This is a genomic window from Streptomyces durbertensis (assembly GCF_014156695.1).
Taxonomy (GTDB): domain Bacteria; phylum Actinomycetota; class Actinomycetes; order Streptomycetales; family Streptomycetaceae; genus Streptomyces; species Streptomyces durbertensis.
In genome coordinates this window covers 1-25,563 of record NZ_WMLF01000020.1, presented here as the reverse complement: position 1 = coordinate 25,563, position 25,563 = coordinate 1, and the positions used below count along the sequence as shown (strand labels likewise).

Below are 25,563 nucleotides of genomic sequence, written 5' to 3'. Positions count from 1 at the left end.
GTGTGGGGCCGGGCTGCCTCAGTCAGTGGTGGCCCAGCCCGTTCACCGTCGACGGCGTGCGCTACGCCACCGCCGAGCACTGGATGATGGCCCGCAAGGCCGAACTGTTCGACGACCGGGAGGCGCTGGCCGCCGTCCTGGCCGCCGCCTCACCGGGGGCGGCCAAGGCCGCCGGCCGGCGGGTGCGCGGCTTCACCGAGGAGCGCTGGGCAGAGCACCGCTTCGAGGTGGTCGTCGAGGGCAGTGTGCACAAGTTCGGGCAGCACCCGGAGCTGCGCGCCTTCCTGCTGGCGACCGGCTGCCGGGTGCTGGTGGAGGCCAGCCCGCTGGACCGCGTCTGGGGCATCGGGCTGGCGGCGGACGACGAGCGGGCGGCGGACCCGGCACGCTGGCTCGGGCTCAACCTGCTCGGCGAGGCGCTGATGGTGGCCCGCTCCCGGCTGGCCGCCGAGCAGGTCAGCCGGCCGTCCGGCCGCCGGGCGGGGCAGCCGGCCCGGGACGCAGGTCCCGCAGCCGCACCGACAGACAGGTGACGCAGCCCTCCAGCTTCTCGAACTCGCCGATGTCCACCGGCACCGGCCGGTAGCCCAGCGAGGCGAGCAGTGCGGCGCTGCGCGGCGCGGCCGAGGAGATCAGCAGCCGGTCGTCGCCGAGCAGCACGACGTGCGACCCGGCCTCCTCGGGCACCGCGAGGAAGCGGGGGAACAGCTCCGGTGTGTCCACCAGCGGAGGGTGGCCGATGACCGTGCCGTCCGGCAGCGCGGTGACCGCCGACTTCAGGTGCAGCACGCTGCTGACCGGTACGGCGACCACCCGGGCGCCCAGCGGTTCGAAGGCGGCCCGCAGCTGCCGGACGCCCTCGGCGTTGGTGCGGCCCCCGCAGCCGACGTAGATCGTGTCGCCGATCTTCAGCACGTCGCCGCCGTCGAGGGTGCCCGGGGCGGTGACGCGGCCGACCAGGCAGCCGAGTGCGGTGACGGCCCGCTCGGTGCCGGCGGTCTCCGGCAGGCGGCTGTCCGCGCCGGGCCGGGTGATCAGCGCGGCGCTGCGGTACACGACCACGGTGTCCTCGACGAAGACGGAGTCCGGGCAGTCGTCGGCGGGTTCCACCTCCACCGTCCGCCAGCCGTGCTCCCGCAGGGCCGCGACGTACTCCTCCCACTGTCGCAGCGCCGCCGCGGTGTCGACGGGGGTGCGGGTGATGTGGGTGACCAGACCGTCGGCGAGTCCGGGCGCGGGGCGCCGCACCAGCGCGAGCCGGCCGGTGCCCGGGGGGCGGGTGTTGTTCACTTCTCTCCTCCGGCCGCGCCGCGGGCGCGGTGGGTGTCGTCCTGGTCGCCGTAGACGGCGCGTACGGCGTCCGCGGCCGCGTCGAGCGCGGTCGCGCGGTCCAGCCCGAGGCGGTGGACGCGCCGGGCGTACTCCTGCGCGGCCGACGCCGCCTCGCGGTCGGCGGCGGAACCCGCGGCGGCGACAAACGTACCGCCGCGCCCCCGGGTCTCCACGACCCCGTCGCCCTCCAGCACCCGGTACGCCTTGGCCACCGTGTTGGCGGCCAAGCCCAGCTCCTGGGCGAGGCCGCGCACCGTGGGCAGCCGGTAGCCGGTCGGCAGCGCGCCGGACCTGGCCTGCGCCGAGATCTGCTCGCGCAACTGCTCGTAGGGCGCGGTGGGCGCGGCCGGGTCGATGACGATCCTCAGGGACAAGGGGCACTCCTGCGGGCGGTCGGGTCGGACGGGTCGGGCCGGTCGAACGGGACAGTCGGACGAACGACGGCGGACGCGGCAGGTCGGGAGGACCGGCCGGTTCACCCGCACGATAGGCCCTCGCGGCACGGTGGCGCGCGGCGAGCCGCCCGGGCGGCGGGCGGCCGCGCGGCTCAGCGCAGCCGGTGGCCGACCCGGCCCAGCGCCTCGGCGACCACGGCGAGTTCGTCCGGCTCCAGCACGTCGATCAGGGCCTCGCGCACCGCCGCCACATGGCCGGGGGCGGCCTGCCGAAGCGCCTCGTACCCCTCGTCGGTGAGCTGGGCGAAGATGCCGCGCACGTCGGTGGGGCAGGAGCGGCGGCGCACGTAGCCGCGCTTCTCCAGCTGGCCGATCTGGTAGGTGAGACCGCTCTTGGAGGTGATCAGGGCGTGCGCCAGCTCCGTCATGCGCAGTTCCCGGCGGGGCGCGTCGGCGAGCAGGACCAGCACCTCGTACTGCGGGTGGGAGAGCCCGGACTGCTCCTTCAACTGCTGTTCGAGCCGGCGCTCCACCCGGTGACTCGCCTCCAGGAAGCCGCGCCAGGCGGCCTTCTCCCGCTCGTCGAGCCATCGCGTCTGTGTCATGCGACCCATCCTACCGGTGTTGTTCAAATTTGAAGGATGAACTACGGTGGGTCGGGTTCGAATTTGAACATCAGCCGACCGTGCCCCCACTCACCTCGGGAGACCCTCCATGACCAGCACCGACTTCCGCCCCTCGCTGTCCACCGGCCAGGACCGCACGCCCGGGCAGTCCTCCCCTCACGCCTACGACGTCGGACTGCTCGTCCTTCGGCTGGCACTCGGACTGGTGATGGCCGCACACGGCGCGCAGAAGCTCTTCGGCTGGTTCGACGGCGGCGGCCTCGCCGGCACGGAGGCCTTCTTCGACTCGGTCGGCTACCCGGCGGCCGGCACGATGGCGTTTGTCGCCGCCTTCACCGAGACCTTCGGCGGCCTCGCCCTCGCACTGGGCGTGCTCACCCCGCTGGCCGGCGCGGCCGTGTTCGGCACGATGCTCAACGCGCTCGCGGTCAAGTGGGGCGGCGGCTTCTTCGGCCCGGAGGGTGTGGAGTACGAGCTGGTGCTCGTCGCCCTCGCCGCCGGACTGACCCTGACCGGACCCGGCCGGCTGGCGCTGGACCGCGCTCTCCCCGTCCTGCGCGAGCACCGGCTGCGGCACGGCTTCGGCGCGGTGGTGCTCGGCGCGGTCGTGGCCGGCGTGATCCTGCTGATCCGCGGCTGAGGCCGACGTGAACACCCCCGCCCCGGCAGGGCGGACGCCGCAGCGGGCGCCGGCGCGGATGCCGGTGCTCTATCTCAGCCACGGGGCGCCGCCGCTGGCCGACGACCCGCTGTGGCCGGGCCAGCTCGCCGCCTGGTCGGCGGCGCTGCCCCGGCCCCGGGTCGTGCTCATGGTCTCGGCGCACTGGGAGTCGGCGCCGGCCGCGCTCGGCGCGACGGAGACCGTGCCGCTGGTCTACGACTTCGGCGGGTTCGCCGAGCGCTACTACCGGGTGCGCTACCCGGCACCGGGCGCGCCCTGGCTCGCCGACCGCGTCCGGGCGCTGCTCGACACTCCGGGGCGCCCGGTCCACCAGGACCCGGCGCGGGGCCTGGACCACGGCGCCTACGTCCCGCTCGCCGAGATGTACCCGGCGGCCGACGTGCCCGTGCTCCAGCTGTCCCTGCCCACTCTGGACCCGGTGGAGCTGCTGGCGCTCGGGCGCCGGCTGGCGCCGCTGCGCGAGGAGGGGGTGCTGATCGTCGGCAGCGGCTTCTTCACCCACAACCTCGCCGGGCTGCGCTGGGGCACCGGACCCGACGAGGCGCCCGGCTGGTCCCGGGAGTTCGACGACTGGGGACGCGAGGCCCTGGGCGCCGCCGACGTGGACGCGCTGCTGGACTTCCGGCACCGGGCGCCCGCCGGGCGGGTGGCCCACCCGCGCACCGAGCACTTCGCCCCGCTGTTCGTCTCGCTCGGCGCCGGGGAGTCGGACCTGGCCGCCGCCCGCTCGGTCATCGACGGCTTCTGGGCCGGACTCGCCAAGCGCTCCGTCCAGTTCGGCTGAGCCGGGCGCCCGAGCACCCGTCCGCCGCGAGGAGGTGGCGGACGGGGCTCAGGTCGCGGGCAGGGGCACCACCCGGTCGGGCCGCGAGGGATCGTGGTCCACCGGGTCGTCCGGCTCGTGCCAGTGCAGCACAAAGCGCTCACCGGCCAGGTACGCCTCGATGCCCGCCCTGCAGTAGGCGACCATCTGCCCCGGACCGTCGGGCAGCGCGCCCAACGGGTACCAGGCGAGTTCCGAGCACTTGTCCGGCTCCGCGTTGACCGGCTCGCGGTCGGCGTCCAGCCAGGCCTCGAAGAACCACCCCACGCGCGGGGCTCCGGCCGGGCCCCTGTGCTGCATCACCAGTGCCACCCTCAGGTCCGCCGGCCGCAGCACCAGGCCGATCTCCTCCGCCGCCTCCCGGATCACCGCCTGCCGCACGTCCTCGCCGTCCTCCACGTGCCCCGAGGGCGCGTGGAGCAGGCCGTCCGCGTAGCCGGTGTTCCGCCGACGCGACAGCAGCAGCGTGTCGCCCCGCCGCAGCAGGAGGTGGACGTCGATCACCTCGGTGTGGCGTGCGGTACCGCCCGTGTTGCCGCCCGTGTTGTGCTCCATGACGGGCGATCATGCCAGCGACGCCGCCCTCCCGACGTGCACGCAGCCGCGCGGCCGCCCCCGGCGCTCCCCGGCGGCACCCGGCCGCGGCGCTCCCGAGACCCGCTCTTAACGGCCCTTCAGACCTCCCTTAAGCGCGCCATAAAGATCGCCGCGAACGCCCCCGACCGGCGGAAAAGGGCTTCCCGCCGGGCTAGCGTGCCACTCGTCCCGACCCGCCCGACGGCTGGCGGCGGGTGACGGACCCAGCCGACGTACCCCCTCGACGCGCCCCCAGGGCGGCGCGTCGCTCACGTTCGTTCGAAGGAGTCCCCCCATGACCGCTCGCCGCACGGTAGCCGCAGCGATCACGCTGGGTGTCGCACCGCTGGCCCTCACCGGTCTGACCGCCACGCCGGCAGCGGCCCACGGTTCGATGACCGACCCCGTCAGCCGGGTCGCCGCCTGCTACGCGGAGGGCCCGGAGAGCCCGAAGACGGCCGCGTGCAAGGCCGCGGTCGCCGCCAGCGGCACCCAGGCGTTCTACGACTGGAACGAGGTCAACATCGGCGACGCCGCCGGACGCCACCGCGAGATCATCCCCGACGGGAAGCTCTGCTCGGCCGGCCGCGACAAGTACAAGGGCCTCGACCTGCCGCGCGCCGACTGGCCGGCGAGCCCGCTCACCGCCGGCGAGCGCACCTTCCGCTACAAGGCGACCGCCCCGCACGCCGGCTCGATAGCCCTGTACATGACCAAGGAGGGCTACGACCCGACCAAGCCGCTGACCTGGGCGGACCTGGACGCCAAGCCGTTCGCCGAGGTCAAGGACCCGACGCTGCAGAACGGCGACTACGTCTTCGAGGGCACCGTCCCGCAGCGGGCCGGGCGGCACCTCGTCTACAGCATCTGGCAGCGCTCGGACAGCCCGGAGGCGTTCTACACCTGCTCGGACGTCGTCTTCGGCGGCGACGGACAGGCCGCGGCACCCGGCACCCGCCCGGGCGGCGACACGGGCGCAGACGGCGAGGGCGGAGGCGAGACGGGCAGCGGAGGCGAGGACGGCGGAGCTGAGCAGCAGCCCGCGCCCCAGCCCTCGGCGAGCGCACCGGCCGCGCCGACCGACGAGCAGATCGAGTCCGGCCGCGAGAAGTCGACCGTCTCGCACGACGGCCACGGCGGCGACACCCCCGACGACCACGCGGACCAGTCCGATCACAAGGGCCACCAGAGCCACGGCGACTCCGAAGGCGACGACACCCCGGCGCCGAAGCGCGACACCGAGCCGATGGGCGGCAAGGACACCCCGGACCTCGCCGCCACCGGCGGTGACGACAGCACCACGGCGATCGCCGCCGGCGGCGCGGCGGTGCTGATCGCCGGTGCCGCGCTGACCGTCGCCACCACGCGCCGCCGCAGGACGGCCCGCCGCCGCGCCTGACGCGGCCGGCCCCCAGGGCCGCCGGGGTCGTCGTCCTCTCCCCCAGGGGGACGACGGCCCCGGCTCCGGGTGCGGGTGTCCGGTCGGCTCAGGCCACCGTCCGGACACCCGGACCGCCGCCGCCTCCCCCGGCGGCGTGTGACGCATCTCAAAGAACTGGCCGTAGCGGGTTGCGGCAGGGCAGGGTAGGTGCTGAGCGGGACACACGCACTACTGAAGGAGCCCCATGAGGATCGGCATCGTCGGAGCCACCGGGCAGGTCGGCGCCGTTATGCGCGACATCCTGGCCGAGCGGGACTTCCCGGTGGAGGAGCTGCGGCTGTTCGCCTCGGCTCGTTCGGCCGGGCGGACGCTGCCCTGGAAGGACGGCGAGGTCGTCGTCGAGGACGCGGCCACGGCCGACTACTCCGGCCTGGACATCGTGCTCTTCTCGGCGGGCGGCGCCACCTCGCGCGCGCTGGCCGAGAAGGTGGCCGGTGACGGCGCCGTGGTCATCGACAACTCCTCCGCGTGGCGGCTCGACCCGCAGGTCCCGCTGGTCGTCTCCGAGGTGAACCCGCGGGCGGCCGCCGACCGCCCCAAGGGCATCATCGCCAACCCGAACTGCACCACCATGGCCGCCATGCCCGTGCTGCGCCCGCTGCACGAGGAGGCCGGGCTGGCCGCGCTGGTCGTCGCCACCTACCAGGCGGTGTCCGGCAGCGGGCTCGCGGGCGTGGCCGAACTGGACGGCCAGGTCCGCAAGGCGGTCGAGTCCGACGCGACCCGCCTCACCTTCGACGGTGACGCCGTCGACTTCCCGGCGCCCGAGACCTACCGCCGGCCCATCGCGTTCAACGTGCTCCCCCTCGCCGGCTCCCTCGTGGACGACGGCCTGGCGGAGACCGACGAGGAGCAGAAGCTCCGCAACGAGAGCCGCAAGATCCTCGACATCCCCGAGCTGAAGGTGTCCGGCACCTGCGTGCGGGTCCCCGTCTTCAGCGGCCACTCCCTCCAGATCAACGCGCGCTTTCAGCGCCCGATCAGCCCCGAGCGCGCCCAGGAGCTGCTGGCCGCCGCGCCGGGCGTCGAGCTGTCGGAGATCCCCACCCCGCAGCAGGCGGCCGGCCGGGACCAGAGCTTCGTCGGCCGGATCCGCCGGGACGAGACCGTCGAGCACGGCCTGGCGCTCTTTGTCTCCAACGACAACCTGCGCAAGGGCGCGGCGCTGAACGCCGTGCAGATCGCGGAGCTGGTGGCCGACGAACTGCGCGCCGCGCGCTGACCCCTCCCGGCCTGCCAAGCCCCGGCCCACCAAGCCCCGGCCCCCGGAACACCGCCCGTTCCGGGGGCCGGGTCGTGTTCCGGCGCGCCCGTCGTCAGGGCAGCTCGGCCCGCTCCCCCGCCTGGACCGACGGCACGTCGTCCACCGGGTCGACCGACGGGACCTCGCCTGCCGTCGCCTCGCCGGGCGGCGCGTCCGCCGGCGCCTCGACCGAGGGAACGTCCGCCGCGCGCGGGTGGTGCCGTCCCGCGGAGGCGGCCTCGGGGCCGCGCTCCAGGAACCGCAGCAGTTCCACCGGGATCGGGAGCACCAGCGTGGAGTTCTTCTCCGCGGCGACGGCCATCACGGTCTGCAGCAGCCGCAGCTGCAACGCCGAAGGCGTGTCCGCCATCTCCGTGGCCGCCTGGGCGAGCTTGCGGGACGCCTGGAGCTCGGCGTCGGCGTTGATCACCCGGGCGCGCCGCTCCCGGTCGGCCTCCGCCTGGCGCGCCATGGAACGCTTCATGGTCTCGGGCAGCGAGACGTCCTTGATCTCCACCCGGTCCACGTTGACGCCCCACTCGACGGCCGGACTGTCGATCATGACGGCCAGGCCCTGGTTCAGCTTCTCGCGGTTCGAGAGCAGGTCGTCCAGCTCGCTCTTGCCGATGATCGACCGCAGCGAGGTCTGGGCCATCTGGGAGACCGCGAAGCGGTAGTCCTCGACCCGCACGATCGCGTCCGCCGGGTCCACGACGCGGAAGTACACCACGGCGTCCACCCGGACGGTGACGTTGTCCCTGGTGATGCCCTCCTGCCCGGGGACGGGCAGCGTCACGATCTGCATGTTCACCTTGCGCAGCCGGTCCACCACCGGCACGATCAGCGTCAGCCCGGGTGTGCGCGCCCGCTGCTGAAGCCGGCCGAGTCGGAACACCAGGCCGCGCTCGTACTGTTTGATCACCCGCGCCGCCGCCATCAGGTAGACGGCACCGCCGGCCAGGCCCGCGGCCACCAGCTCGACGACCATCACGGCCTCCAGGGATCAGGAGTCCGGCATGTGGGGATATGCCCTTGTATCCACGGTATCTCCGTGCCAGGGCAACGGTCGAGAACGCCCCGGCGGCCGTACGCGGCCCCTCAGCGCACGAGCGCTCGGCGCACGGGCACTCAGTGCACGACGTCCCGCTCCCCGACCGGCACGGGCGTGTCCAGGGTGTTGCCCGGCGGCGGGAACGGGCAGAGGAAGCCGTCCACGAACGCGCTCGGCGGAAGGGTCGCCCGGTTGAAGTCCACCCGCACCGAACCGTCCGGGCCGGGCGCGCCGGTGCGCAGGAAACGGAAGCGGTAGCTGCTCTCCCCGCTGGTGCCGTCCGCGAACACCGCCCACAGCGCGCCGCTGCCCACCACCGAGACCGCCAGGCTGTGCTCCCGGGCGTCGGGCGCGGTGAACACCACCTCGCCGCCGAGCTCCAGTGTCCGCTCGCGGCCGTCGGCGTTCTCCACCCGCACCTCGCGCCGCGCCGGATAGGCCCGGAAGTGCCCGGCCAGCGACCAGTGCGGGTCGTAGGGAGTGGTCCGGATACCGGTGAAGACCCGCCTGGCCGGCGCGCCCGGGTCGTGGACCCGCACCGCCCACCCGTCCTCCCGGCGCAGCAGCTCCAGCCGCCGCTCGCCGTGCTGCACCCGCACGGTGCTCTGCGGGCCCGGGGACAGCTCGACCTCGCCGACCAGCGGTTCGCCGTCCAGCATCAGACCGTCCATGATGTCGGCGCGCAGGACCACCGCGTCGGCGGTCTGCCGCCACTGCCCCGGCACTCCTTCCAGGACCCCGTCGGCGTCGGCCTCGGCGATCCAGTACGTGCCGGTGACCGAGAGCGGCCCGTAGGGCGCGCGGACCGCGTCCAGCCGCTGCTGGTGCCACTCCTGCCACTGCCGTGCTGACGCTGCATCAGTAGTCATGGGAATCAAGGTGCCATACCGGGGCCCCTGTGCCGCTGAGCCGACGCAGCGCGGACGGGCGGCACGTCGCCGGCCCGCCGTGCCCCGTGCCCGCCGCCCGCTCAGCAGTTGCAGCCGCAGTCGCACCCGCAGCCGTCGCAGCAGCCGCCGTCCTTGCAGCAACCGCAGTCCTTGCAGCAGTCACAGCAGTCACAACAGTCGCAGCAGCAGTCCCCGTGCCGGTAGCACAGGCCCTCGCGCGGCTCCCCGGTCCACGGGTCCTCGTACTCCTGGCGGCAGCACAACTGTCCCGTGCAGCACAGCCCGGACCACAGGAGGCAGCCGGCCAGCAGCCCTCGGCGGCGAGGCGGTTCGGGCGGCGGGTACCCGTCCGGCGGTCGCGTGATGTACGGGGACGGCGGATACGGCGGGTTGTGGGCGTCCTGCGCGGCGTGCCCGCACGCCGCCGTGGCGCGGAAGGCCCGGTCCACGGCCCGGCGCAGCTCGTGCACGAGCAGCAGGTGCGCCAGCGTCGCGTCGCCGAACTCAACCTCCCGCAGCGCCAGCCGCACTCCGCGCACGGCGTCGTCGCACAGCCTGCGGGCCTCCGCGAGGTCGGTGCCGGTGGCGGTGAGCGGGTTCCAGGCCCCGGCGGCGGCGTCGGCGGCCCGGTCCTCGACGGCGTCGAGCAGGTGGGCCAGCCGGCCGAAGAGCCGGCCGGCCTCGGCCAGCGGCGCGGCGTTCGCCGGGCGGCCGGCAAGCCGCGCGGTGTGCGCGAAGGCGGCGGCGGTGGCGGTCTCGGTCGGTTCGGTGATCAGCAGCAGCGGGGTGCCGGGGCCGGCGGCCCGTTCGATCTCCTGCTGCCGGCCGATCGCCGCGAGCAGCGGCGCGGTGTCGAAGCCGAGTTGGGCGCCGGACCGCGAGCCGCCCCGGTCCCAGCCCTCGGCGACCCGGGTGGCGGCCGCCGCCACCGGACGGCGGGCGAGGAGACCGTCGCCGTCGGCGACGTGGTCCCGCAGCTTGGCGGAGGCCAGCACGAGGGAGACGGTGGCGGCGAGCCTCGCCCCCTCGCCCCTGGCGACGGTGGCGGTCCGCATCCCCCGCAGCGGGCAAGGGCCCGCGCGGCGCCGCCCCCCTTCCGCGTCGAGAACCTGAGCCTCCGTCAGAACCGATACGACCAGTCCGTCGTAGTTCGTGGCGACCCTGGCGAACTGCCCGTGGTCGGCCCGCAGTGCCAGACACAGTCCGCACAGATGAGCCAGCCAACTCCCGCCCATATCCGCGCCGAGAGTGTGCCTGCAAGGTCTGAGTATCCCGAACATCTGACTGTGCCCCCCGTCACACGAGGCTCTTGCCCCGCCCCGGCAAACAGCTCATGCTAGCCACAACACTCACCCGTTCGGCCCGGCCCTCACCCTTGCGGCGGGAGCCGGTGATCTTTTGCTCCGTCAGCATCCGTATACCGCAAGAGCCCTGCTCCCGGCGGCTTCGGTGTGCACCAGAACTGTCACGAATACCCACCGAGACGCATATCCGCTTGGCGCATCATCCGTCTCATGAAGGACGATGATGGAGCGGACAGCACAGACCGCATGCGAGAGGAGGCGTCATGGGATCGGTGCGCAAGGCGAGTGCCTGGCTTGGCCTCGTCGACGACAGCGAGATGCGCTACTACGACGACGACTACGCCGAGGGGCCGGAGCCCGGCGACGCCGCCCGCGACACGTGGACGACCGATCCACGTATCCGGGCGACCGCCGAGACCGCCCAGGACCAGGGCACCCGGATCGCGACCGTGACGCCCAACGGCTTCCGGGACGCGCGCGGCATCGGCGAACTGTTCCGTGACGGCGTCCCGGTGATCGTCAACCTCACGGCGATGGAGCCCGGCGACGCCAAGCGTGTCATCGACTTCGCCGCCGGTCTGACCTTCGGGCTGCGCGGCTCGATCGAGCGCGTCGCCAACCGCGTCTTCCTGCTCACCCCGGCCGACTACCAGGTCGTCAGCGGCCAGGAGCGACGCGTCGGCGAGGACGGGTTCTTCAACCAGAGCTGACCGGCCCGGCGCCCGCGAGCGGGGTGGCTCCCCTCAGCGGAAGGCGTCCAGGCCGGTCAGCGCCTTGCCGAGGACAAGCTGGTGCATCTCCACCGTGCCCTCGTAGGTGAGCACGGACTCCAGGTTCGTGGCGTGCCGCATCACCGGGTACTCCAGCGAGATGCCGTTGGCGCCGAGCACGGTCCGCGCGGTGCGGCAGATCTCGATCGCCTCCCGCACGTTGTTCAGCTTGCCGAAGCTGACCTGCTCGGGGCGGAGTAGGCCGGCGTCCATCCGCCGGCCGAGGTGGTGGGCGAGCAGCAGTCCCTTGTGGAGTTCGAGGGCCATGTCGGCGAGCTTGCCCTGGGTGAGTTGGAAGCCGCCGATGGGGCGGCCGAACTGCTCGCGGGTGCGCGCGTACTCCAGCGCCGCCTCGAAGCTGGCCCGGGCGGCGCCCATCGCGCCCCACACGATGCCGTACCTGGCGTGGTTGAGGCAGCTCAGCGGGGCGCGCAGGCCGCGCGCGCCCGGCAGCAGCGCGTCCGCGGGCAGGCGTACCTCGTCCATGACAAGTTCGCTGGTCACCGAGGCGCGCAGGGACCACTTGTGCCGGATCTCCGGTGCCGAGAAGCCGGGGCTGTCGGTGGGCACGGCAAAGCCGGCCACGCCGTCCTCGGTGCGCGCCCAGACGACGGCGACGCCGGCGACCGAGCCGTTGGTGATCCACATCTTGCGGCCGTTGAGCACCCAGTCGTCGCCGTCCCGCCGGGCGTGGGTGCGCATCGCGGCCGGGTCGGAGCCGACGTCGGGCTCGGTCAGGCCGAAGCAGCCGATCAGTTCGCCGGCGGCCATCGACGGCAGCCAACGCTGCTTCTGCTCCTCGGTGCCGAAGCGGTGGATGGCGTACATGGCCAGCGAGCCCTGTACGGAGACCAGGGAGCGGATGCCGGAGTCGGCCGCTTCCAGCTCCAGGCAGGCCAGCCCGTACTGGACCGCCGAGGCGCCGGCGCAGCCGTAGCCCTCCAGCGGCATGCCGAGCGCGCCCAGCGCCCCCAGTTCCTTGGCCAGTTCGCGGATGACCGGCAGCTCGCCGCGCTCGTACCACTCGGCGATGTGGGGAAGCACCCGGTCGCGCGCCCAGGCCCGGACCGCGTCGCGCACCGCCAGGTCCTCCGGCTCCAACAGGTCGTCGAGACCGAGCGGATCGATCGGGTCGAACGGCGGCGGGGTGCTGGACATGGACGCGACCTCCGGCGGACGGGAGAGGAGGGATCACCGGGCCCGTCGTGCGGGACGTCGGGCGGTGCGCCGCGGTGATGCGGCGGGCACGAACCTACGACTGGGTAGCGCGGCTGGGCAAGAGCTGCCCGCTGCCCTGCACCACGGCTTTGCCCGGCTGCTCGGGCAGCCGCTGGACCGCCTTCGCGGACCGGGGCAGCCGCAGCGCCGCTGCCGCGCCGCACAGCAGCAGCAGCGCGCTGACGACAAGGGTGACGCGCATCCCGTGCACAAACGCCAGTTGCGCGCTCTCCCGCAGCAGCTCGCCGGCCCGGCCGCCCAGCTCGCCGGCGGCGGCGTACGCCTCGCCCAGTGAGCCGCGTCCGGCGTCGCCGGCGGCGGCCGGTACGGGCCGGTCGGCGAACGAGGAGGCGTAGGCGGCGTTCATCACGCTGCCGAGCACCGCGATGCCGAGGCCGGCGCCGAGCTGGTAGGCGGTCTCGCCGACGGCGGCGGCGCCGCCGGCCTGCTGCGGCGGGGCGTCGGAGAGCATCGACTCGTAGCAGCCGAAGAGCGTCGTCTCCAGCCCGAAGCCGAGCAGCACAAAGCCGCCGACGAGCAGCGCGGGCCGGTCGCTCTCGCCGACACCGGTGAGGAGTACCACCGCCAGCGCGGTGGCGAGGAAGCCGAGGGTGACCATGGTGCGCGGGCCGAGCACCTGGAGCAGCCGGGGCCCGAGCAGTCCGGCGGCGATGGCCGCCACCGACAGCGGCAGCAGCCGCAGGCCCGTCTCCAGCGGTGAGAGGCCGAGCACCAGCTGGAGGTACTGGGCGGCGAGCAGCGCGAGCCCGACGAGGGCGAGCACCGTCAGCACGATGCAGCCCACCGCCGTGCCGAAGGCGGGGCGGGCGAAGGCGGAGAAGTCGATGAGCGGGTGCGGGAGCCGTCGCTGCCGGTAGCAGAAGAGCGCGAGCAGAGCGGCGCCGAGGGCCGCGACGAGCAGGGTGCCGGGGTCCAGGAGGTGCCCGCCGCCGGCCCGCTTGACGCCCAGGATCAGGGCGAACAGGCCGGTCGCGGCGAGCAGCGCGCCGACCGCGTCCCAGGGGCCCTGGCGGTCGCCGGTCGACTCGGGCAGCAGCATGCGGCCGACGGGGATGCTCAGCAGCATCAGCGGGATGTTGATGAGGAAGACCGAGCCCCACCAGAAGTGCTGCAGCAGCGCGCCGCCGACCAGGGGGCCGAGCGCCGCGCCGACGGCGGCCACCGCGCTCCACACGCCGATGGCCAGCGCCCGCTCCCGGCGGTCGGGGAAGACCTGGCGGAGGATCGACAACGTGGCGGGCATGATCATCGCACCGCCGACGCCGAGCAGCGCCCGGGCGATGATCAGGACAAGCGGCCCGGTGGCGAGCACGGCCAGCGCGGAGGCCAGTCCGAAGACGGCGTAGCCCAGCAGCAGCACCCGTCGGCGGCCTATCCGGTCGCCGAGCGTGCCGAAGAGGATCAGCAGGGAGGCGCAGACCAGTGGGTAGGCGTCGACGATCCACAGGAGTTCGACGGGGCCGGGGCGCAGGTCCGCGGAGACGGCCGGTACGGCGACATGCAGGACGGTGGCGTCCACCGCCACCAGCAGCAGGCTCGCGCACAGCACGACCAGCACGGTCCAACGGCTGGCCGGCGCCCGGCCCGCGGCTTCTCGCAAGCCGGTCTGCGTACTCGCTGCGGTGCCGTCCGCCCTCACGTGGGTCTGCTGAACGGGCACCCGTGGCATGTACGCACCTCCTTGCGCCACCCGCGGGACCTCGTGGTTCTCCGGCCGCCGGGCGGCGGCCGATCGGATCGGCGGAAAACGGCGGGTGCTCGGACAGGGTACGCGAGGAAACGCCGGGGTCGAGTGCCGCAGGTCACGCCGGCCGCGCTACCGGCCGGTCAGGGCCCTCGCACGGCTGCCCGATAATCGGGCCGTGACCAAAACGACCGTGTTGCCACGGGTGGGGGAAATCTCCGCGGGGCAGGCCGCCCCTTTGTACTCCAGTGCGCTGCGCCGGGCGGCGCCCGCGCTCCTGGCGTACGCGGGAGTGCGCGCCGTGGTGCTCCTCACCCTCTTCGTCTGGTCGGCCGCCGCCGACCGGGACGCCTACCAACTGCTCTCCGCCCGCTGGGACTCGCTGTGGTACGCCCGTATCGCCGCCGACGGCTACGGCCACACCACCCGGCTCGCTGACGGCACCACCCACCCCGACCTGGCCTTCTTCCCGCTTCTTCCGTGGCTTGAACGACTGCTGTCGGCCGTCGGGCCGATGGACGCGGCGGCCGCCGGTGTGCTGGTCTCCGCGCTGGCCTCGCTGGCGGCGGCCTGGGGACTCTTCGCGATCGGCGAGCACCTGCACGGGCGGCGCGCGGGGGTGCTGCTCGCGGCGCTGTGGGCGGCGATGCCGGTGGGGATCGTCCAGTCCATGGCCTACAGCGAGTCGCTGTTCACCGCGCTGGCCGCCTGGTCGCTGTACGCGCTGCTCACCGAGCGGTGGGTGTGGGCCGGCTCGCTGGCCGCGCTGGCCGGACTGACCCGGCCGGTGGGCGCGGCCGTGGTGGCCGCGCTGTGGATCACCGCGGCCGCCCGGCTGTACCGGGCCAGGCGGCTGTCACCCCGGGTGGTGGCGGGCCTGGCCCTCGCCCCTCTCGGCTGGCTGGGGTACGTGGTGTGGGTCGCGGTGCGGCGGGGAAGCTGGACGGGCTATCTGGACGTGCAGGCCGAGTGGGGGAACGGCTTCGACGGCGGTCTGGCGTTCGCCCGCTTCGTCGGCGGGTACCTGACCGGGCCGTGGCCAGGGCCGCTGGCCGGGCTGGCGCTGCTGCTCGGGGTGGCGCTGGTGGTCGGCGGCCTGGTGCTGTGCGTACGTGCCGGGCAGCCGCTGCCGCTGCTGGTCTACGCGGGCACGGTGGTGCTGCTGGCGCTGTGCGCCAAGGGCTACTTCGGTTCGAAGCCCCGGCTGCTGCTGCCGGCGTTCCCGCTGCTGCTGCCGCCGGCGGTGGCGCTGGCGGGCGCCCGCACCCGTACGGCGGTGGCCGTGACGGCCGGACTGACCGTCGTCGCGGCCGGCTACGGGGCGGTGTGGCTGCTCGGTTCCGGGCCCCCGTGAGGGCGCGGGTGAAGCTCCGATGGACTACACGTCAAACGTCGGGAAATGGTCCCGCGACCGAGACCGATAATCCTTGGAAGCAAAATCGAATCGACCCGTTCTCCTGTAAATACGCAGGCCCGACGGGCGCGGAGACGACGGATTGCACATCACATGGGGATTACGAACCCCAGGGCCCGACCATAGTCGTCGGTCACCGCCTGTAATGTCGATTGGGTGCGTACCGACCGAATCTTCGCCCGCCTGGAACAGGAGCCTGCGCGGCCGACCACCCCGCCTCCGGCGATGACCCGCACACGCACGTCGCTGTTCCTGGCGACGATCGGGCTCTACGTGGCGATCGTGGCCGCCGTGCTGAACACCTCGTTCCTCGTGCGGCTGGACTGGCAGGCGATGCTGTTCCGGCCGTACAAGCAGTGGCCGGAGCTGCACGCCTTCCTGGACTACTTCGTGGTCCTGGGCCAACGGGGTCCGACGGCGGTGATGGTGGCCGCCTGGCTCGGCTGGCGCTCCTGGCGGCAGCGGACGCTGCGGCCGCTGCTGGTGCTGGGCGCGTCGCTGCTGTTGCTCAACGTCACCGTGGGCGCGGCGAAGCTCGGCATGGGCCGGGAGGGACCGCACTACGCGAACATCATGGGCAGCAACGAGATGTGGCTGACGGGGGACATATTCCCCTCGGGTCACACCGCCAACGCGGTCGTGACCTGGGGCGTGCTCGCCTACCTCGCCACCAGCAAGCTCGCCCGCCGCTGGCTCTCCGTCGTCGCCGCCTTCTTCGCGCTCGGCGTGGGCACCACGACGGTCTACCTCGGTACGCACTGGGTGAGCGACGTGCTGCTCGGCTGGGCCGCCGGCCTGCTGATCCTGCTGGCCCTGCCGTGGTGCGAGCCGCTGCTCGCCCGGGTGCAGGAGCACATAGAGGTCTACTGGGGCCGCCTGCGGCGCGGGCTGCGGGCCGGCGCGGCCGGCCTGCCTCCGGTCGGGGCCGGTCCGACGCTGGCCGGTCCGGGCGGCGGCGAGCGGCTGCCCAGCGGCACCGGCGGGCCGGGCCGGGCGGGGGTCCGGGGGCGCGCCGCGCCCGCCCGGCACCCGCACCACGAGCGCCCCGCGCCGCACGTCGTCCGACGGCCGGGCGCGGAGCGTCCGGGGCGCGGCGCCCCGCTGGAGCGCCGCCCCTGACAGCCCTTGCGGGGATCCGCGCCGGGTCGGCCGGGTCAGCCCTTCCAGCAGCGGACCACCACGCCGTTGTCGACGGTGAAGTTGAGCCGCCCCTCCAGGTACTCCATGGTGATCATCGCGCCGGGTTCGAGGGACCGCACCGTCGTCCAGCCGCGGCGTCGGGCGGTCTCCTCGGCCGCCCGGTCGGACAGTCCGACGTAGCTCTCGGGGTCGTCGGTCGGGGTGCTCGGTGTGGTGGGTCGGTCAGCCATGACCGCCACCGTACGACCTGGTGCCAGCACGGGGAAGTGTCTGATCGGTTCTGCCGTCGTCACGCTTCTGTCACAGCCCCGCCGAGGTCCCGGGCCCGCGATTCGGAATGCGCGGAGCGCCCCGGAAGCGTCCGCGGCGAGTACCGCAAACACCTGTGCGGGGGCGCTCGGAATGCACGGCGACGAGTCGGCCCGGAACTGTTCGCCGGCGTCGCGGAATAGCACGGAAATCGTTCTTCCACACCTTCGCCGGCAGCCGTGACGACGGGCGTCCTCACCCTCCGGACAGCTGACCGGGGGTCAGTTCGGGGGCTGCGGCAGCGCGCGGCCGAGCAGGTCCCGCAACGCCTCCACGCGCGCGAGGAGTTCCGGCGGTTCGCGCACGGTGAAGTCCACTCCCAGATGGAGCACGTGGAACACCACCGCGTCGAAGGAGTAGGACGCCACCTCCAGCAGGCAGCTGTGCTCGTCCACGGGTTCGAGCGAGCCTCCCCAGTCGGACAGCCGCTCGGCGGCCTGCTCCAACGGCACGTGCAGCAGTACGGTGCCGCGTGCCGGGTACGCGGCGCTGGTGACGCCCTCGCGCACATAGGCGGCCAGGTCGTCGGCCGGCGGCTGGCGGGGGGTGAAGCGCGTGCCGTGCGGCGGGGTGAGGGTGAGCCGGTCGACGCGGAACGTGCGCCAGTCCTCCCGGCCGCGGTCGTACGCCACCAGGTACCAGCGGCGGTGGCTGTTCACCAGTCGGTGCGGCTCCACCGCCCGGCGGCTGTCGTCCCCGTTGTGCGCCCGGTAGCGGATGCGCAGTTCCTGGTGGTCGCGGCAGGCGTGCGCCAGGTCGGTCAGCGTCTCCGCGGCCACCGCCGGGCCCGCCGACCGGGCCGGCATCCGCACGGTGTAGGCGGTCAGGGCGCTCACCCGGCGGCGAAGCCGGTGCGGCAGCACCTGTTCGAGCTTGGTCAACGCGCGTACCGAGGACTCCTCGACGCCCTCCACGCCCGCGCCGACCGCGTTCTGCAGGCCCACGGCGACCGCGACGGCCTCCTCGTCGTCCAGCAGCAGCGGCGGCAGTTGGGCGCCGGCGCCCAACTGGTAGCCGCCGGCCGTACCGGTCGCGGAGTGCACCGGGTAGCCCAGCGTGCGCAGCCGGTCGACGTCGCGCCGGACGGTGCGCTCGCTCACCCCCAGCCGGTCGGCGAGATCGGCGCCCGACCATTCGCGGTGGGCCTGGAGCAGGGACAGCAGGCGCAGCAGCCGCGCCGAGGTCTCCAACATGCCGCCGAGTCTGCCAGCCCCTGCGGACAGTTACTGTCCGCAGGAAGGCCGGCGGCAGACGCGCACGCGCCGATGTCAGGGGGACGGTCGGCGGCTGTCAGCGTTCCAGCCGGACGGCGAGGTCGTTGTCCGACGTGTAGCAGGGCCGCAGCGCTCCCCCGGCGTCACCCAGCGGCACCGCGGGGTAGCGGATCACCCGCCGCTTGTCGGGGATGTCGTCGAGTATGCGGGCGATCCGCACCGGCTCCTCGCCCTCGGCGGGCCTCAGCCACAGCAGCCAGCCGCCGTCGGCGTCGCCCTCGGGCACCGGCAGCGACCGCAGCGGGAGGACGGCGGTGAACTCCTCCCCGTCGACGGACACCAGCGGCACCTCGGCCACGGGCGCGGCGGAGCCGCCGCCGGCACACGTCCGGGCGAGCAGCGCGGCCTCCGGGCGGGCCGTGGCGCCGTAGAGCCGCCCGCGCACGGTCAACGAGTTGTCCGCCACGCGCAGTTCGTGCGCCTCCGCGTGCGGCCAGCGCTGCCATGCGCGCAGCGCGAGATTGCCCTGGCGGGTCCGGTAGGGGATGCGCACGCCGAGCCACGTCCGGCCCGTCCTGGGCACCCTGGCGACCAGCGACCGCAGATCGTTGCGCCCGGGCGCCACCCGCCTCGGCGGCTCCTCGCCCACCGCCAGACTCACCTTCCAGCGCCCCTCCCCCAGCGGCACCGTGCTGGGCAGCACGGCACGCATCAGCCGGGGACCGGAGGGCACCAGCGGGAGCCGCACGGCGTCCTCGACGGGGTCGTCCTCGTGCAGCAGCAGGGCGGCGTCCCAGCGCTCGGCGGCTTCCGGCAGCGCGACGTCGAAGGTCAGACCGCCGGCGGTGTCGGCCGTGCAGTCCGCTTGGGGCGTCACCCCGGCCGCCTGGCGCCGACGGCCCGGCCCCGGAGCGGCCGAGGCGGCGGCACGGTGCGTCGGCGAGCCACCGGCGGGCGCACTCGCCGACGCGGGCACCACCGCCCGCGCGGGTGAGCTGTCCGCACGGCTGTCACCGGGCGGTCGGAAGGAGTGCTGCATGCGGCCTCGGGTCCGTGTTCCCACGCAGGGGCGCGTCCACCCCTGCGCTCTTCACTCCCTTAGACGCGCGGGAGGCGCCCCTGGTTGGCTCCGAGCGGAAGTTCGGCGAAGAAATGTGCGGACCCGGTGAAGCCGGTGTGGTCGTCCGGCGAGGCGGGACCCCACGCCGGCGCTGCCCGACGCCCGGGCGGCACCGGCCGGACCGGCGGGACCGCATGCGTCGACAGGGCCGCCCGGCGGGCCTGCTGGGCCGTGCGGTCGGGGAGCACCAGCATCATCCCCGGGCACAGCCGGCCGGGGTCGTCGCCGACGACCTCCCGGTTGAGGCGGTGGAGTTCGCGCCAGCCGCCCGCCACCCGATGGCGGGCGGCGATCCCGCTGAGGGTGTCACCCGGGCGGACCAGGTGGACGCGGCGGCGGCTGTCCTCCCGGGTGGTCAGCTCGCAGCGCACCGAGCACACCGGCCACGCGCCCCAGCCCTGGTTGGCCAGCACCCGTTCGGCCACCTCGATCTGCTGCTCCCTGGTGGCCAGGTCCGCCCGCTCGGCGAACTCCTGGCCACCGTGCTCCTCCCAGGTGGGCTGCCAGAACTGGAGGCCGCCGTAGAAGCCGTTGCCGGTGTTCGCGGACCAGTCGCCGCTGCTCTCGCAGCGGGCCAGGCAGTCCCACGGGGAGGCCGTCGGGCGGCAGGGGCTCGGGGAGCCCTCGACGGCCTGCCGCCCGACGGCCGCGCTCGCGCCGGCGTGGCCCGCCGCGGGTCCGAGAACGGTGAGCAGCGGCACGGCGAGCAGCGCGCACAGCAGGGCGCTGGGCCGTCGGCGTCGGTTCTGCGGGAAGCGCATCCGGTCACGCTAGGCGGGTCGGCGCCACCCGCCGGGCAGCCCGCGCCCGACGACAGACGGGCCCCACCCGGTCGGCGGACCGGGTGGGGCGGGGGCCTGCGGCAGGCGGCGCGGATCAGACTCGGAGCCGCTGGCCGGGCAGGATCAGGTTCGGGTCGTCTCCGATGACGGCCCGGTTGGCGGCGTGCAGGTCCCGCCAGTCGCGGCCGGCGGCGCGGGCGATGGCGCTGAGAGTGTCGCCCTCGCGCACGGTGTGGACGGCGCCTCCGCGGGTGGCGCGCCGGCCGTCGTCGCCGGCGCGTGGTGCGCTCCGGGCGCCGGAGCCGGCCTGCGCTCCGCCGGATCGCGGGGCGGACGGCCGCGCGGTGGACTGGCGCTCGGCGGACGGGTTCGCGGCGGGCTGCCTGGCGGCGGAGGAGCGCTCGGCGGAGGGCGCGGGCGCGGCCGGTGGGGTGCCGTGCAGCCCGAGCCGTGCGGAGCAGCTCGGCCAGGCACCCCAGCCCTGGGCGGCCTGGACCTTGGTGGCGACGGCGATCTGCTGGGCGCGGCTGGCCTTGTCGGCGGTCGGCGCGTAGGCCGCTCCGCCGTAGGCGCGCCAGGTGCTCGGGGCGAACTGGAGTCCGCCGTAGTAGCCGTTGCCGGTGTTGATCTGCCAGTTCCCCCCGCTCTCGCACTGGGCGAGGCGGTCCCAGACGCCGCCGTCGGCGGCCTGGGCGGGGGCGGTGGCGACGGTGATCAGGGCGAGCGGCGCGATCACCGCGGCGCAGACCGCGGTCGCACGTGCGGCCTTCTCACGACGTGTGGACATTCCATCCCTCTCCACGAACCCGGTTCCCCCAAGGGCGCGTTCGGCCCTCCGCGCCATGGGGCGGGGCGGCCGGGCGCGCCCCGTCCGACGGAGCGGACGCGGTCACGGGACTCCCCGAGGGGCGGTCGCCGTGACGGCGCGTCGATCCGGACGGACCGTGCCGGGCGGTGCTCGGTGCACACGGTCGCCGAATCTAGGCAGCCGCCGGGCGAGCCGACAACCAACAACCCTCCGTCACAGGTCAGTTGAGCGTTACCGCAGGTAACGCGACACCATCAGGGCATCAGTTCGCCTGAGATTTCCCGATTTGGTGGATACCTCCTCAGCCTACTTGTGAGCTGTTTCACCCGACCAACGGCGGCGCGCTCTGCCCGAGTTGACGCTGAGTGACGTCTTCCGGCGCGCACGTCACGCTGCGCGCCCGGCAATCGCACCTGGTTCGTGCCACCGCGTGACCATCACCACATGTCACCCGTTGTGCATACGAACCAGAACCGACCGCCAGGAGTTCTCCTGTGTCTCCCATGCTTGACGTCAGCGACGACGTACGCGCCGAGATCGGCGAAGAAGAGGTCGCGAAACTCCTCGCCGGCGAGACGGCGCCGAGCAGCTACGACTGCACCTCGTGCCGCACGCCGGGCGACACCGGCCGGGAGCGCACCAGCACGGTGCTCTTCGTCGGCGAAGAGACCGCCGTGCTCGCCTTCGCGCACGCCAACTGCGTGCCCTCGCAGATCGTGCGGGTCACCGAGGAGCAGATCCAGGGCGCCGTGCGCACCATCACCGGTGACTCCGGCGGTGCCCCCGGCGCCGACGGCGAGCAGGCCGTGCTGAAGGTCACCTGCGGCCAGGTGCTGATCGACGAGCAGCTGCGCGCCGCCATCGTCGTCGAGCCCAACGGCGCCATCGCGCGCCCGGGTTCGGAGGGCACCACCGACGAGTTCCTGCCGCTGCTCATGGAGCACGGCTTCACCGCCGTCAGCGACCTGGAGACGATGCCCGCCGCCATCCCCGGCTGGTCCGTGCTCATGGCCGCCGGGCAGCTGCACGCCGTGCTGCAGCCGGGCCCCGAGGGAAACCCGTCCGACTCCTGGTGGCAGGCGCACCAGCCGCTGCCGGTGACCGAGGAGTGGCGCGCCACCGCCAACCGCACCAGCACCGTGCTGGTCTTCGCCGTGCCCTCCGGCGGCCTCGGTGAGCAGCCGCGTGAGGACCTGATGCGTCAGGCCCTGGAGAAGGCCGCGGCCAACGGCTACCTGGTCGCCGCCGCGATGCCGCTCGCCGGCACCTGATCCGGTCGGTTCACGGACGTTCCCCCGCACGGCCCCGCATCCAGCGGGGCCGTGCGGTCGTTGTCCCGGTGTGCAGCCATACGAACCTTCCCGAGCCCGCCACTCGCACTCGACCTACGGGCACATCCCGCAGATGCGGCCCGCCCACGAGGTAGGCCGCCACGAACTGCCGGAACGCTCGGCCACGCCGATCTACGACGCCCTCTACGCCGAGTACCGCCGGCTGTTCCGCACGCTGCCGTTCGACAGGTCCGGGGAGGAGCCGCTGCGCTTCGAGGGGTTCGGCACGCTCTACCCGTCGCCGGGCGCCGCGTCGAGCGGCTTCCACACCCGCTGGCAGGAGGAGCGGCGGGTCCGCGCCGCGCTGCCGCCGGCCCGCTCCGAGGGCCTGGACCACCGCGGCTGACGGCCCGTCGCGGGCGCTCACGGCAGAACGGGCGCCCACGGAAGAAGGGGCCCGGGCAGGTCGCCGACACGGCTTCCTGCCCGGGCCCCGACCGCACGCCGGCGGTACGTCACCTGCGGCCGCTCTTGCCGCCCTTCCCGCGCTTCTCCCTGACCCGCACCGAGATCTGGATCGGGGTGCCCTCGAAGCCGAACTCCTCCCGCAGCCGCCGCTCGATGAAGCGGCGGTAGCCGGCCTCCAGGAAGCCCGAGGCGAAGAGGACAAACCGCGGCGGGCGGGTGCCGGCCTGGGTGCCGAAGAGGATGCGCGGCTGCTTGCCGCCGCGCACGGGGTGCGGGTGAGAGGCGACCAGCTCGCCGAGGAAGGCGTTCAGCCGCCCGGTGGGCACCCGGGTCTCCCAGCCCGCGAGGGCGGTCTCGATCGCCGGCACCAGCTTCTCCATGTGGCGGCCGGTCCGGGCGGAGATGTTCACCCGGGGCGCCCACTGGGTCTGCACCAGGTCCCGCTCGATCTCCCGCTCCAGGTAGAAGCGCCGCTCCTCGTCGAGGGTGTCCCACTTGTTGTAGGCGAGCACCAGCGCCCGGCCGGCCTCGACGGCCATCGTGATGATCCGGGTGTCCTGCACGCTGATCGGCTCGCTGACGTCGATGAGGACCACCGCGACCTCGGCCTTCTCCAACGCGGCCGCCGTGCGCAGCGACGCGTAGTAGTCGGCGCCCTCGGTGAGGTGCACCCGGCGGCGGATGCCGGCCGTGTCGACGAACGTCCAGGTCTGGCCGCCGAGTTCGATGCGCTCGTCGACGGGGTCGCGGGTGGTGCCGGCGATCTCGTTGACGACGACCCGCTCCTCCCCCGCGATCTTGTTCAGCAGCGAGGACTTGCCGACGTTGGGACGCCCGATCAGCGCGATGCGCCGGGGGCCGCCGACGCCCGCGCCGAACGTCTGCGCCGGCGCGTCGGGCAGTACCTTCAGCACCTCGTCCAGCATGTCGCCGGTGCCCCGGCCGTGCAGCGCGGAGACCGGGTGCGGCTCACCGAGACCCAGCGACCACAGCATGGCGGCGTCCGCCTCGCCCGAGGGGCCGTCCACCTTGTTGGCGCAGAGCACGACGGGCTTGCCGGCCCGGCGCAGCAGCTTCACCACGGCCTCGTCGGTGTCGGTCGCGCCCACCGAGGCGTCGACGACAAACACAACGGCGTCGGCGGCCTCGATCGCGAACTCGGCCTGCGCGGCCACCGAGGCGTCGATGCCGAGCACGTCCTGCTCCCAGCCGCCCGTGTCGACGACCTTGAAGCGGCGGCCCGCCCACTCGGCCTCGTAGGTCACCCGGTCCCGGGTGACGCCCGGCCGGTCCTCGACGACCGCCTCCCGGCGGCCCAGGATGCGGTTGACAAGCGTCGACTTGCCGACGTTCGGCCGGCCCACGACGGCGAGCACCGGAAGCGGGCCGTGCCCGGCCTCGTCCAGCGCGCCCTCGATGTCCTCGACGTCGAAGCCCTCCTGCGCGGCGAGCTCCATGAACTCCGCGTACTCGGCGTCGCCGAGCTCACCGTGCCCGTCGCCGGAGTGGATCTGGTCGTTCATGGAGTCCTGTCCCTCATGTCCTCGTGTACGGTCCGGGAGGTTCCCGGAGGCCGGTCGGCGGCGGGCGGGCCGCCACCACCGGCGATGGTCTTCAGCGGCCGGTGAGCTTTCTCGCCCCGGCCAGGTGGTCGGTGAGCCGGCGCTGGATGCGGGTCGTCGCCTCGTCCAGCGCGCGGCGGGTGCGGCGGCCGCTGCCGTCCCCCGCGTCGAACGGTTCGCCGAACACGACGTCGACCCGTCCGCGCAGCGGCGGAACGGCCGATATCAGCCGGCTGCGGCGCTCGTTGCTGCCGAGCACCGCGACCGGCACCACCGGCGCGCCCGAGCGCACCGCGAAGTAGGCGAGGCCCGCGCGCAGCGCGGCGAAGTCGCCCTCTCCCCTGGTGCCCTCGGGGAAGATGCCCAGCACACCTCCGCCGGCCAGCACGTCCAGCGCGCGGGTGATCGCGGCCCGGTCGGCCACGTCCCGGTCCACCTTCAGCTGGCCGATGCCCCGCAGGAACGGGTCCAGTGGCCCGACGAAGGCCTCCTTCTTGATCAGGAAGTGCACCGGCCGCGGCGCGGTGCCCATCAGCATCGGGCCGTCGAGCGCGTGGGTGTGGTTGACCGCGAGGATCACCGGGCCGGTGGCCGGCACCCGCCAGGCGCCCAGCACCCGCGGGCGCCACAGCGAGTACATCAGCCCGATGCCGATGCGCCGCCCCACCGTCGCGCCGCGCTCGCCCGGCGCCCCGGCCGGACGCGCCTTGTCGGTCGGGCTCACGCGACCCGCTGCTTCTCTTCGATCAGCGTGACCACGCACTCGATGACCTGCTCGAGCGTCAGCTCGGTGGTGTCGACCTCGACCGCGTCGTCGGCCTTCGCCAGCGGGGAGGTCTTGCGGTTGGAGTCGGCCTGGTCCCGCTTGAGCAGGGCCTGCCGGGTGGCCGCGAGGTCCGCCTGGCCGGTCTGCGCCTTCAGCTCGCCGCCGCGCCGCGCCGCGCGGGCCTCCGGCGAGGCGGTGAGGAAGACCTTCAGGTCGGCGCCGGGCAGCACGGTGGTGCCGATGTCCCGGCCCTCCACGACGATGCCGCCCTCGGCGGTCTCCGCGATGTGCCGCTGGAGGGCGGTGATCCTGGCGCGGACCTCGGGCACCGCGCTGACCGCGCTGACCGCCGCGGTGACCTCGGGGGTGCGGATCGGCCCGGAGGCGTCCTCGCCGTCCGCGGTGATCGTGGGGGCCGACGGGTCGGTGCCGGACTCGATGACCGGGCGCCCGGCCGCCTCGGCGACGGCCGCCGCGTCGTCCACGTCCACGCCGTGGGTCAGCATCCACCAGGTGATCGCCCGGTACTGGGCGCCGGTGTCCAGGTAGCTCAGCCCGAGCTTCGCGGCCACCGCCTTCGAGGTGCTGGACTTCCCCGTGCCCGAGGGGCCGTCGATGGCCACCACGACGGGGGCCGGGGCACCGGGGAGTAC

26 protein-coding genes and 1 pseudogene are annotated in these 25,563 nt (G+C 74.1%); 10 read left to right on the top strand and 17 right to left on the bottom strand.

The annotated features are described in order from the left end of the window. Window positions 1-533, top strand: a 533-nt coding sequence (gene ybiA, locus GL263_RS02655; RefSeq protein WP_182853902.1) for a riboflavin biosynthesis intermediates N-glycosidase, incomplete at its 5' end; no start/stop codon positions are given. Here the strand turns inward: ybiA and ddaH are convergent. The 3 genes from ddaH to GL263_RS02640 all read right to left on the bottom strand — a co-directional run bounded on the left by ddaH (window position 457) and on the right by GL263_RS02640 (window position 2,332). Further along, entirely contained in the window at window positions 457-1,290 is an 834-nt protein-coding gene (gene ddaH, locus GL263_RS02650) for a dimethylargininase (RefSeq protein ID WP_182853901.1), read from the bottom strand. The two genes, ybiA and ddaH, sit on opposite strands and share 77 nt — an antisense overlap. Further along, window positions 1,287-1,706 carry a GntR family transcriptional regulator gene (locus tag GL263_RS02645; RefSeq protein ID WP_182853900.1) on the bottom strand — a complete coding sequence of 140 codons (420 nt, stop codon included), beginning with the start codon at window positions 1,704-1,706 and terminating at the stop codon, window positions 1,287-1,289. Before GL263_RS02645 ends, ddaH begins: the two co-directional genes overlap by 4 nt. A gap of 173 nt (window positions 1,707-1,879) precedes the next feature. Continuing rightward, the gene (locus tag GL263_RS02640) at window positions 1,880-2,332 is read right to left on the bottom strand and encodes a MarR family winged helix-turn-helix transcriptional regulator (protein ID WP_182853899.1); all 453 of its coding nucleotides are present in this window, start codon (window positions 2,330-2,332) and stop codon (window positions 1,880-1,882) included. 109 nt (window positions 2,333-2,441) lie between these two features. Between GL263_RS02640 and GL263_RS02635 the strand changes: the two genes are divergently transcribed. Further along, entirely contained in the window at window positions 2,442-2,993 is a 552-nt protein-coding gene (locus GL263_RS02635; protein ID WP_182853898.1) for a DoxX family protein, read from the top strand. Between the two features lie 58 nt (window positions 2,994-3,051). After that, window positions 3,052-3,819, top strand: coding sequence for a dioxygenase family protein (locus GL263_RS02630; RefSeq protein ID WP_182853906.1), 768 nt, complete (start codon window positions 3,052-3,054; stop codon window positions 3,817-3,819). 48 nt (window positions 3,820-3,867) lie between these two features. On the opposite strand, the pseudogene GL263_RS02625 reads toward GL263_RS02630, so the two are convergent. Beyond that, window positions 3,868-4,374 (bottom strand): annotated as a pseudogene (locus GL263_RS02625) (NUDIX hydrolase); the annotation flags it as partial. Window positions 4,375-4,729: 355 nt separating this feature from the next. Here GL263_RS02625 and GL263_RS02620 point away from each other — a divergent pair. Both GL263_RS02620 and GL263_RS02615 read left to right on the top strand, forming a co-directional pair. After that, window positions 4,730-5,833, top strand: coding sequence for a lytic polysaccharide monooxygenase auxiliary activity family 9 protein (locus GL263_RS02620; protein WP_182853896.1), 1,104 nt, complete (start codon window positions 4,730-4,732; stop codon window positions 5,831-5,833). Between the two features lie 226 nt (window positions 5,834-6,059). Continuing rightward, window positions 6,060-7,097, top strand: coding sequence for an aspartate-semialdehyde dehydrogenase (locus GL263_RS02615; protein ID WP_182853895.1), 1,038 nt, complete (start codon window positions 6,060-6,062; stop codon window positions 7,095-7,097). A gap of 94 nt (window positions 7,098-7,191) precedes the next feature. Here the strand turns inward: GL263_RS02615 and GL263_RS02610 are convergent, their stop codons facing one another. The 3 genes from GL263_RS02610 to GL263_RS02600 form a co-directional block, all read right to left on the bottom strand. Beyond that, window positions 7,192-8,106 (bottom strand): slipin family protein, encoded by a 915-nt coding sequence (locus tag GL263_RS02610; protein ID WP_182853894.1) that lies wholly within the window; start codon window positions 8,104-8,106, stop codon window positions 7,192-7,194. Window positions 8,107-8,246: 140 nt separating this feature from the next. Further along, on the bottom strand, window positions 8,247-9,038 hold the full coding sequence (locus tag GL263_RS02605) for a DUF1684 domain-containing protein (RefSeq protein ID WP_182853893.1): 792 nt from the start codon (window positions 9,036-9,038) through the stop codon (window positions 8,247-8,249). 101 nt (window positions 9,039-9,139) lie between these two features. Beyond that, window positions 9,140-10,339 (bottom strand): DUF5685 family protein, encoded by a 1,200-nt coding sequence (locus GL263_RS02600; RefSeq protein WP_182853892.1) that lies wholly within the window; start codon window positions 10,337-10,339, stop codon window positions 9,140-9,142. A gap of 287 nt (window positions 10,340-10,626) precedes the next feature. Between GL263_RS02600 and GL263_RS02595 the strand changes: the two genes are divergently transcribed. Beyond that, on the top strand, window positions 10,627-11,073 hold the full coding sequence (locus tag GL263_RS02595; RefSeq protein WP_182853891.1) for a cell division protein SepF: 447 nt from the start codon (window positions 10,627-10,629) through the stop codon (window positions 11,071-11,073). Between the two features lie 33 nt (window positions 11,074-11,106). Here GL263_RS02595 and GL263_RS02590 read toward each other — a convergent pair whose 3' ends face one another. After that, window positions 11,107-12,291 (bottom strand): acyl-CoA dehydrogenase family protein, encoded by a 1,185-nt coding sequence (locus GL263_RS02590; protein WP_182853890.1) that lies wholly within the window; start codon window positions 12,289-12,291, stop codon window positions 11,107-11,109. A 94-nt stretch (window positions 12,292-12,385) separates the two neighbouring features. Further along, window positions 12,386-14,041, bottom strand: coding sequence for an MFS transporter (locus GL263_RS02585; protein WP_182853889.1), 1,656 nt, complete (start codon window positions 14,039-14,041; stop codon window positions 12,386-12,388). A gap of 193 nt (window positions 14,042-14,234) precedes the next feature. On the opposite strand from GL263_RS02585, the gene GL263_RS02580 reads away from it, so the two are divergent. Beyond that, window positions 14,235-15,410: a glycosyltransferase family 39 protein gene (locus GL263_RS02580; RefSeq protein WP_438947905.1), complete on the top strand. Its 1,176-nt coding sequence runs from the start codon at window positions 14,235-14,237 to the stop codon at window positions 15,408-15,410. 216 nt (window positions 15,411-15,626) lie between these two features. Beyond that, window positions 15,627-16,589, top strand: coding sequence for a phosphatase PAP2 family protein (locus tag GL263_RS02575; RefSeq protein ID WP_323379220.1), 963 nt, complete (start codon window positions 15,627-15,629; stop codon window positions 16,587-16,589). 35 nt (window positions 16,590-16,624) lie between these two features. Here the strand turns inward: GL263_RS02575 and GL263_RS02570 are convergent, their stop codons facing one another. From GL263_RS02570 to GL263_RS02550, 5 genes are all read right to left on the bottom strand, one after another. After that, window positions 16,625-16,840 carry an I78 family peptidase inhibitor gene (locus GL263_RS02570; protein WP_182853887.1) on the bottom strand — a complete coding sequence of 72 codons (216 nt, stop codon included), beginning with the start codon at window positions 16,838-16,840 and terminating at the stop codon, window positions 16,625-16,627. A gap of 300 nt (window positions 16,841-17,140) precedes the next feature. Continuing rightward, window positions 17,141-18,112, bottom strand: coding sequence for a helix-turn-helix transcriptional regulator (locus GL263_RS02565; protein ID WP_182853886.1), 972 nt, complete (start codon window positions 18,110-18,112; stop codon window positions 17,141-17,143). Between the two features lie 97 nt (window positions 18,113-18,209). Beyond that, complete coding sequence (locus GL263_RS02560; protein WP_182853885.1) at window positions 18,210-19,010, bottom strand: hypothetical protein; 801 nt, start codon at window positions 19,008-19,010, stop codon at window positions 18,210-18,212. A 221-nt stretch (window positions 19,011-19,231) separates the two neighbouring features. Next, the gene (locus GL263_RS29005) at window positions 19,232-20,014 is read right to left on the bottom strand and encodes a transglycosylase family protein (RefSeq protein WP_182853884.1); all 783 of its coding nucleotides are present in this window, start codon (window positions 20,012-20,014) and stop codon (window positions 19,232-19,234) included. Between the two features lie 115 nt (window positions 20,015-20,129). Beyond that, window positions 20,130-20,822, bottom strand: coding sequence for a LysM peptidoglycan-binding domain-containing protein (locus GL263_RS02550; protein WP_182853883.1), 693 nt, complete (start codon window positions 20,820-20,822; stop codon window positions 20,130-20,132). A gap of 515 nt (window positions 20,823-21,337) precedes the next feature. Here GL263_RS02550 and GL263_RS02545 point away from each other — a divergent pair. Next, window positions 21,338-22,114, top strand: coding sequence for a DUF8842 C-terminal domain-containing protein (locus GL263_RS02545; RefSeq protein ID WP_182853882.1), 777 nt, complete (start codon window positions 21,338-21,340; stop codon window positions 22,112-22,114). A 133-nt stretch (window positions 22,115-22,247) separates the two neighbouring features. Next, the gene (locus tag GL263_RS02540) at window positions 22,248-22,520 is read left to right on the top strand and encodes a hypothetical protein (protein ID WP_182853907.1); all 273 of its coding nucleotides are present in this window, start codon (window positions 22,248-22,250) and stop codon (window positions 22,518-22,520) included. A 109-nt stretch (window positions 22,521-22,629) separates the two neighbouring features. Here GL263_RS02540 and der read toward each other — a convergent pair whose 3' ends face one another. From der to cmk, 3 genes are all read right to left on the bottom strand, one after another. Beyond that, window positions 22,630-24,105 carry a ribosome biogenesis GTPase Der gene (gene der / locus GL263_RS02535; RefSeq protein WP_182853881.1) on the bottom strand — a complete coding sequence of 492 codons (1,476 nt, stop codon included), beginning with the start codon at window positions 24,103-24,105 and terminating at the stop codon, window positions 22,630-22,632. A 91-nt stretch (window positions 24,106-24,196) separates the two neighbouring features. Beyond that, window positions 24,197-24,784: a lysophospholipid acyltransferase family protein gene (locus GL263_RS02530; protein ID WP_182853904.1), complete on the bottom strand. Its 588-nt coding sequence runs from the start codon at window positions 24,782-24,784 to the stop codon at window positions 24,197-24,199. An 80-nt stretch (window positions 24,785-24,864) separates the two neighbouring features. Next, window positions 24,865-25,563, bottom strand: a 699-nt coding sequence (gene cmk, locus GL263_RS02525) for a (d)CMP kinase (RefSeq protein WP_194377057.1), incomplete at its 5' end; no start/stop codon positions are given.